Source organism: Dokdonella sp. (genome assembly GCF_039926425.1).
Taxonomy (GTDB): Bacteria; Pseudomonadota; Gammaproteobacteria; order Xanthomonadales; family Rhodanobacteraceae; genus Dokdonella_A.
This window is the reverse complement of sequence record NZ_JBDSWZ010000117.1, coordinates 1-9,081: the sequence shown is the minus strand read 5'-3', so window position 1 is coordinate 9,081 and position 9,081 is coordinate 1. Positions and strand designations below refer to the sequence as shown.

At 66.2% G+C, this 9,081-nt stretch carries 3 protein-coding genes; 1 reads left to right on the top strand and 2 read right to left on the bottom strand.

What is annotated here, in order from left to right; translation table 11 throughout:
* On the bottom strand, positions 1-5,413 hold a 5,413-nt coding region (locus tag ABIV12_RS07215), incomplete at its 3' end, for a CHAT domain-containing protein (RefSeq protein ID WP_348057735.1).
* Between the two features lie 259 nt (positions 5,414-5,672).
* Positions 5,673-6,149, bottom strand: a complete 477-nt coding sequence (locus ABIV12_RS07210) for a DUF2782 domain-containing protein (RefSeq protein WP_348057733.1) — start codon at positions 6,147-6,149, stop codon at positions 5,673-5,675.
* 191 nt (positions 6,150-6,340) lie between these two features.
* On the opposite strand from ABIV12_RS07210, the gene polA reads away from it, so the two are divergent.
* The coding region (gene polA / locus ABIV12_RS07205) for a DNA polymerase I (protein WP_348057731.1) at positions 6,341-9,081 on the top strand (2,741 nt) is incomplete at its 3' end.

Genomic DNA, 9,081 nt, shown 5'->3' with positions numbered 1-9,081 from the left:
CCTTGAGGTTCGCCAGCGTCGCCGCGTTCCCTCCCGCCGTTTCGCCGAGCAGTGCGTGGATCAGTCCAACGTTCTCGATGATCGACGTGCGTGCCGCGTAGTCGTTGGCGCGCGTCAGCGCCTGCGTGTAGCCGGCAACGATGTGCTTCGCGGTCGTCCCATCGAGTGAATCGGTGTGAATCGCGCGGATGAGGTCGACGTCCGCTTCAGCGGTGTCGGTCCACACGTATGGAGCGGTCGAGGAGGAGAACTGACGTTGAAGGTCGGCGGCCCGGTCGAGCAGGCGGTCGATCGCCCGGTGACGGGCCTGCGTCGCCTTCGTGAGCGTGGCGTCCTTCGCCGATGCAGCCTTGCGTGCGCCCGCCTTCGCTGCAGGGCTTCGCGGCGCCCCCGTTCGCGCCAGCAGCAGCATCGCGAGCGCGAGCTGCAGCAGCGAATGCGGGTCGTCGCGATCGTCTGCGCGGGCAGACGCTTCCTCGTAGAACATCTGCATGCGATCGAGCGCCGCGCGTTGCTGGCGAACACTCGTCGCGACCAGTGCCAGCCGTTTTTCGGCGCTGCCGAGCGTTGCGAGGCGATCGCGCGTGCGTCCGAACACGAGCTGTGGTTCGAAGTCCGCGATCGCTGAGCGAATCGATGCGGCCGCGGCTGCCCGTGCCCTGGCCGAGGGCGCCTTCTGGCTGGTGATGCGCCACACCGCCGGCCCAAGCGTGCTGACCGCCTGTCGCACGCGCATCGCGGTGAATCGTTGCAGCGCGCCGAGCGTCGCGGCCGGCGAGCCGCCATCGGCAGCGATCGCCGCGCGATCGTGCATCACTGCATCGTCAAAACGACCGATGCGCGCATAGGCGCCGGCCAGCGCTTCGTGCACACGACCGGAGGCGAGGAAACCAAGGTTCTCGGCCGTCGCTGCCAGGGTATCGAGGCGCGCGGCAACATCGGCTTCGGTCTGGTCGACGATGTAGCCGTCAAACGCGCGCTCGATGCCATCGATGATGAGCTCGTTGTCCGAGGCGTACTCGACCGCTCCACTTGAGCGGTCGTCGATGCTGCGCAACGCGGTCAGGCGATAGTCGGGATCGCCGTAGCATTGGTACGCACCAAACGTGTTCGCGTCGGGGAACGCGGCGAAGCAGACGCGGCGGGCGCGCTTCACTGCGTCGCCGAACCCGCTGCCGCCGAGCATCTGCGCGTAGAACTCGCCGGCGAAATGTGTCGCAGCGGCATCGTCGACGGCCCAGCCCGCCGCGACCACCGCGCGCACGCCGATCTCGATGAACTTCAATGCGAACTGCGCGGCAACTTCATTCGGGTTGTCGGTGATCGCACCGAGATGGCAGCAGTTGACGAACACCAGCTCCGGTACGCTGCGCATCTGTTCGATCTCGGCGTGCGTGAGGTAGACGCCGTCTTCGAGAACCATCCCACTGATCGGCGATGACGCCGGGTCGCCCATTGCGGCGTTGGCATGGATCGCGCCCGCGTCCGGCGTCTCGACCGCCGAGATATCGGCGACGCCATGCCCCGCGAGATGGACCACGCGGTAAGGAGCGGCGTAGAGCGCACGCAGGATCGATGAGGTGCGGGGTCGATCGTTCAACTGGGTCACGTCGTAACCGCTGCTCGACAATCGCTCGCCGACCGCGCGTGCTTCCTGTTGCGCGCCGGGCAATGGCGGGAATGGTCCGAGCGGATCGCCGATGACGAGCGCGTTGTGCAGCGTCGCCATCTCCGCACTGCGACGAAACACCACCGTCGAGAACTGACGCAGAACTCCGGCGACCACCGCTTGCGGAAGGCCGTTTGCATCGCGCTGATTGGTCATCAGCTCCCACGGATAGCGCGCGGTATCGCGATCGAGCACCAGGATGCGATTGGCGCGGCGCGGCGCGGTCTCTTTCAGTTCGTTCGGACCGAGCAGTTCGAACAGCGTGGTTTCAAGCGCCGGATCGCGCGCGGATGAGCGCGTCGCCTCAGCGAGAAGGTCGTCGACGAGGCGACGCTGCGTCGGCAGCACACGCACTTCGGTGCGCGCACGCGCAACAGTGTCATTGAAGACGAGCGTGTCGCCATCGCGGGTGATCTGCAGGCGCTGCCACCACGCAGGAATGACGTCGGTTCGTACGCGACGCCGCGCATCCGGCAGACGACCCAGCGTTCCGCTCCGCTGGAAGCGACCTTTGAGCTCGCTTGCGTCGATCACGTCGCCGAGATCGTGCCAGAGGGAATGCGCGCGATCCTCATACAGCTCGATGAATTCGATGTCGCTGATGCCGGGCGGGTCGGGCGACACCGGCGCGATGCGTTCCAGCGCGAGGGCGACGCCGCGCAGCAGTGCGTCGATGGCATTGGGCATGTCCAGTCCACCGGCGCCCGAACCCACCAGCAGCAGGCTCAGCCCGTCGTCGGGCAACGATTGCCCGGAGCGTTCGGCATCCCGGATGCGCTCGGCGAACCACGCGAGCACGCCATACGCGACCGCGTTCGACAGCGTGCCGGCTCCGAGCTCGCCGACGTCGCCGAGGCCGATCACGATCACCCCGGGCGGCTTTTTCAGCGCATCCTCGAGCACCAGCGCGGTACCGATCGCCGCCGGGTACAGGCCCAACTGGTGGCGCCGCCGCAATTCGCCGCCGAGATGCGCGTCGAGCGCCGCCTCCGCGCTGACGACGCTGTCGTTCGCGTAGTGACCGACCATGACGATGTGCGAGGCGTAGCCCAGATCGCCCCAGGACACGCGCACCGGAATCGGCACGAAGGTCTGTGCCGCGGCAATCGATTGCGGTTGCGCGCGCCCGATGCCCGCCCGCGCAATCGCGTCGGCGTCGGGAAGATACGACACCGGGATTTCGCGCAGCTCGAACACATCGTCGGTGCCGCGCGTTGCGGGACGATCGTGCCGGAGCGCCTGCGTCGTGCCGGACTGCAGAAGATCGAGATAACCCGGCCACGAGCGCCGATGAGCCGGGATGTCGCCATGGACCGCGTCGACATACCACGCGGAAATGCCGTCCGGTATGCCGGTGTCCCAGGGCACGCGGCCGTCGCCGGCCGCGGTCGCCATGAAGGTCAACCCCTTGCCTTCGACTGCAATGCCGATCGCGGTTTCGTCGGCTTGTCCTGCGACGTACACCACGCGGTGCGGATCCAGTGGCTGTTCCGCAAGTGCGGCGCAAAACGCGTGCGATGCGGCGAGGTCGGCTTTCGACGGCGTCGGCCACGCGGTGGTGCGCGCGGCATCGACGGCCGTGCCGTCCGCGAGCGGCATCAGCGCGGCCCACACATCGGCATTGAAGTAGTCGCGGTCGCTTGGCCACGGAAGCAGGTCGAGCGCTCCGCGATAGCGATCGACCACCCCGAGCAGGCCGCGCATGCCCTGTTTCACGTTGAGCGTATCGAGAAGGCGCAGCGTGCGTTCGCGCCCGAGGATCAGCTGCGTGATCGCATGCGATCCACGGTTTGGCGTGCCGAGCATCAGCACGCGCGCGTCCGTGTGCGCGCAAATGGCCGGCCACGCACTGTCGGCGCGCGCCATCATTGCCCGCACCACCAGGCCGCCCATCGAATGGGCGACGAAGCGGATTGGCTGGCGCGTGGTGTCGATCGCCGCAAGCTTCGCCTTCAGCGCATCATTGAGACGCGCGCCGGCCGCATCCACCGACAACCGCCAGTCATACGGAAACGCAATGACGTCGTGCGTGTCGCCGAGAAAATCGAGCAGCCCCGAGTAGGTGTCTGCATCGAGCATGGTCGGGGTGACATCCGGCTGGTCGATGCCCAGCTTCGAAAGGCCGGTGAACACCAGTTGCCCGTAGTCGACCCAGACGCGATTGGGACCGACGTCGAGGCAGCTCCCCATGATGCCCGGCAGCACGAACACCACGGGTGGTTTGTCGGGCAGCGGGCGTCGCCTGCGCGAAACCGCACCGCGCAGCACGTGGCTGACGTCGACGCCATCGAAGCCGCGTGCGAGCCGATCGATGTCGGACAGCGCATCGAGCACATGTCGTGCAGTCACCGGATGATCGAAATACGCGAAGTGATGGATGTCCGCCGAGCGTTGCAGAAAGCGGATCGCGCCGTTCTCGCGTTGCGTGCCGCCGCTCATTGCCGGCGTGTCGACCACGAGGTCGTTGTCGCCGGCAAAGAACGCGTCCACCAGCAGCATCTTCAGGCGGTTCCACACGCCGTGGCCTTGCGTGGTTCCACCGACGATGGCGAGATCCGCCTGCGTGCTTGCGCCCTCGGCATTGAGGAGCTTCACCAGCGGGCCGGAGGGATCCATGGCCTGCAAACCCGGCACATCATCGAACGTGATGAGGCCGGCGATCAGTCCCTTGAGCAGGTCGCTGATCGCCGCCAGCGTCGGCGCGCCGGTCAATGCGCCAACGCCGCCGAGCACGTTCATCGCAATGTTGCACCAGTCCTGCAACTTGCCGGATGCAAGCGTGGTGCCGAGCGCCGGACACGCGACGCGCGCGAAGCGCTCGACGCGGAAACGCTTGGTCGCGAGCAGATCGGCGAGCCGACGAAGCGTCGCCGGCTGATCTTTCCACGCCACGTTGCCTGCGACGGCGGCGTCGAACAGTGCAAGGTCGTCGTCGCCAAATGGAGCCTTTCCAGCATCGACGCCAGCGCGCGCGAGCAACTCGCCGATCAATCCGCCGCGCGAATGGCTGACCAGGTGCAGCACGGCGCCGGCCGGAAGCGCGGTCGCGATCGCCAGTGCATTGTCGATCGGACTTTCGGTGAGAGTCCGGTGTTGCAGGGTGAGGATCTGGTCCGCGGCGTAGCGTTGTTTCAATTCGGCAATCGACGCGCCACCGTTGACCTGCCACAGACCACCGAAGCTGCCGTGGGTCGACGACGCCGTTCCGTGCAGGAACAGCAGGTAAGGCGAGGCCGGCGCTTTCGCCGGCGCTTTGAACGCGACGAGTCCGGTGCGCGGATCTCCGGCGATCCGGTAGAGTCCGGGCGCGCTGCCGAGTCGCGCGTCGATCGCCGCGACCAGCTTCGCGTGTGCGAGCTTTCCGGCGTGCGGTGCAGCGACGACCGTCATCGCCTTGATGACCCAAACGCCAAAACCGCGGTCACCGGGCAGGCCGCGCATCGACGGCCCCACTTCGATCTGCCCGTCGCGCACATCCATGTTGAATCGGCGTGACGCCCTCAGCGCGTCGACCGACATCCACACGCGAATGCCCCCATCGAGTTCGAGCTCGACCAGGTCATTGTCGTTGCAGTCGGCGAGTGCGGCCTTGGCCAAGGGTCCAGCGCGCGAGGCTGGCACGATGCGCAGCGAGCGCGCCGAAGACGGATCGACCCTGACGAGCGCGTCGCGCTGGTCGAACAGCGCAGATGCCACCAGCACCGAGGGGTCGGGCTGTCCGCCAGTGACGATGATCGATGCCATAGCGGAATCCTTCCCGTCGTGCCCGATCGATCAGATGCGTGGAGACACGGAAAGCTTCAACCGGAAAATGTGCGCTCGCGGAGCGTCAATATACCCCGCGCTATCCGCGCACGGTTTCGCCAGTCCTGCCCCGTTCACGCTGCCGGCCAAAAACGTGCGAGCGGTTTCCGCCACGGTGCGCTGATTGACGCGCCTAGACTGCACTTCGCGGCGGAGGCCGCTGCCACGCACGTTGAACAACCGCTTTCGGCGGTTGCCGCTATTTCCACTCGTACAGTGTGAAATACACCGGCGAGATCGGGCCTTCTTTGGGATCGTGGTTGAGACGGCCACTGCCGTCGATGTCGGTGAACGTCTGCGTGGGACCATTTTTCTGCACGATCTTGATCATCCACACGTGGCCGCGATCGCGATATTCCTCGACCGTGTCGTCGCCTTGCTGGCGACGGGTCACTTCGCTGTTTGCGATGCGCTGTGTGCTGGTGGAGGCGTCGCGCGATGCCTTGTCGCGAGCGAGGCGTGCATCGGGCTTGGGCAGTGGCGCAAGCGGATCTTCGCTCACGGCATTCGCCGTCGACGGATCGCTGCCTGGAGTCGCGGTTTCAGTGGAGGTGACGCCGGGGTCGTTCATGCCCGGAGGTGGCGCGACGTCGGCGCGACCCGGCTTCTTGTCTACGGCGTGGGAGACGCCGGCAATGGACACGGCAACGAGGAATAGACAGATGGACAGTTTCACGGCGACACCTCCGGAGGTTGCGTCGAGACTAGCAGACGGCGCTGAATGTTCGCTCACGATTCGCGCCGGAAAATGCGAATCGACACGTGGTCGGGAGAGGCTTTTCGACATGGGCGCGGTCGCGCGCCGCCGGCGTTGCATTCGGCCGGGGGCGGCGCCAAGCTGCGGGCCCGTTTCCGCCGCCAACGCCCATGCCGTCTTCCCGCCCGCGCATCGTCCTGATCGACGGATCGTCCTACCTCTATCGCGCGTTCCACGCGCTTCCCCCGCTGACCAATGCGGCGGGTGAGCCGACGGGTGCGTTATTCGGCATCGTCAACATGCTGCGCGCGACGCTGAAGCAGCAGCCTGCATACGCTGCGTTCGTGCAGGACGCACCAGGCCGCACGTTCCGCGACGACCTCTACACCGAGTACAAGGCCAATCGCGCGCCGATGCCCGACGACATGCGCGCGCAGATCGAGCCGATGCTGGCGATCGTCTCGGCGCTGGGGTTCCCGATCCTGCGCATCGACGGCGTCGAAGCAGACGACGTGATCGGCACGCTGACGCGGCAGGCGATCGCCGCCGGCATCGACGTCAGGGTGTCGACCGGCGACAAGGATTTCGCCCAGCTGGTCGTGCCTGGCGTGGAACTGGTCAACACCATGACGCAATCGATGCTCGACGATGCTGGCGTGTTCGAAAAATTCGGCGTGCGCCCCGACCAGATCGTGGATTACCTCGCGTTGATGGGCGACAGCGTCGACAACATTCCCGGCGTCGAGAAGTGCGGTCCGAAGACCGCGGCGAAGTGGCTGGCGGAATACGGCACGCTTGACGGTGTGATCGCGAACGCGGACAAGGTCGGCGGCAAGATCGGCGAGAACCTTCGCAAGGCTCTCCAGCAACTGCCGTTGTCGCGTCAGCTTGCGACGATCAAGACCGATGTCGTGCTCGATCGTGCGCCGGACGCGTTGAAATTGCTTCCGCGCGATGTCGACGCGTTGCGCACCCTGTACAAGCGCTATGAATTCAATGCGGCATTGAAGGATCTCGAATTTGCAGCAGGCGCGCAAGGCATCGCGGCTGAAGCCTCTCCCACCGGATTGCCGGGTGAGGTTTCCAAGGGAGCGGGTTCCGTGGGAGCGGGTTCAGCCGCGATTGGCGCCTCGCCGGTCACAGGCGTGCCGCCCGAGCTCGCAGGCCCCGGACATTACGAACTTGTCACAACCGACGCACAGTTTGAAGCGTGGCTGTTGAAGCTGCGCGACGCGCAACTGTTCGCGTTCGACACCGAAACGACCTCGCTCGATTCGATGCGCGCGGAGATCGTCGGCATTTCGCTTGCGGTCGAGCCGAAGAGCGCCGCGTACATTCCACTCGGGCACGACTACGCAGGCGCACCGGCGCAGCTGCCGCGCGACGCGGTTCTGGCGGCGCTGAAGCCGTTCTTCGAGGATCCGGCGCGCGCGAAGGTCGCGCAGCATGCGAAGTACGACATCAACGTGCTGTCGAACTACGGCGTCCACGTACGCGGCGTGAGGCACGACACGATGCTCGAATCGTACGTGCTCAACTCGACCGCGCGACACGACATGGACACGCTCGCGAAACGCAATCTCGGCATTGAGACCATTCGCTACGAGGACGTCGCCGGCAAGGGTGCGAAGCAGATTTCGTTCTCGCAGGTCGATCTCGATACCGCGTGCCGCTACGCCGCGGAGGATGCGGACATCACGCTGCGACTGCATCGCGCGCAATGGCCAAAGCTGGAAGCGTCGGACAGCCTGCGCGGAGTCTACGAGACGATCGAGATGCCGCTGGTGCCGGTGCTTGCACGGATGGAGCAGCAGGGCGTGCTGATCGACGTGCCGGCACTCAGGACCCAGAGCCAGGAACTCGCACGGCGCATGCATGACCTGACAGAACGCGCGTTCGCGCTCGCCGGTCGCAACTTCAGTCTCGACTCGCCCAAGCAGTTGCAGGCGATCCTGTTCGACGAATTCAAGCTGCCCGTGGTCGTCAAGACGCCCGGCGGGCAGGCGTCGACGAATGAGGAAGCGCTTGAGGCGATTGCCGACAAGCACGAACTTCCGCGCGTGATCCTCGACTACCGCGGCCTTGCGAAGTTGCGCTCGACCTACACCGAGAAGCTCGCCGACAACGTCAACCCGCGCACGGGTCGCGTGCACACCAGCTACGGCCAAGCAATCGCCGCGACGGGTCGGCTGTCGTCGTCCGACCCCAACCTGCAGAACATTCCGATCCGCACCGAGGACGGCCGGCGCATCCGCAAGGCATTCGTCGCGCCGCCGGGCTGGTGCATCGTCGCGGCGGACTATTCGCAGATCGAGCTGCGCATCATGGCCCACCTGTCCGGCGATGCCGGCCTTCTCGCTGCATTCCACGGCGGACAGGACGTGCATCGCGCAACTGCCGCCGAAGTGTTCGGCGTCCCGCAGGCCGACGTCGACGGCAATCAGCGCCGCGCCGCGAAGGCGATCAACTTCGGACTGATGTACGGCATGAGCGCATTCGGCCTCGCGCGTCAGCTCGGCGTGGCGCGCGGTGAAGCCCAGGACTACATGGCACGCTATTTCACGCGCTACCCGGGCGTGCAGACCTTCATGGAAGAAACGCGCGAAAAGGCCCGTCGCGACGGCTATGTGGAAACGCTGTTCGGTCGTCGCCTGCATCTGGACTACATCCAGTCGCGCAATGCGGCGCAGCGCGCGGGAGCGGAGCGCGCGGCGATCAACGCGCCCATGCAGGGCACCGCGGCGGACATCATCAAGCGCGCGATGCTGGAGGTGGACGGCTGGCTGGCCGACCGGCGCGACGACGCGCGCATGCTGATGCAGGTCCATGACGAACTGGTGTTCGAGGTTCGCGCGGACGCGGTCGATGCGGTGGTCGTCGGAGTGCGCGAGCGAATGGCCGCAGCGGCGCA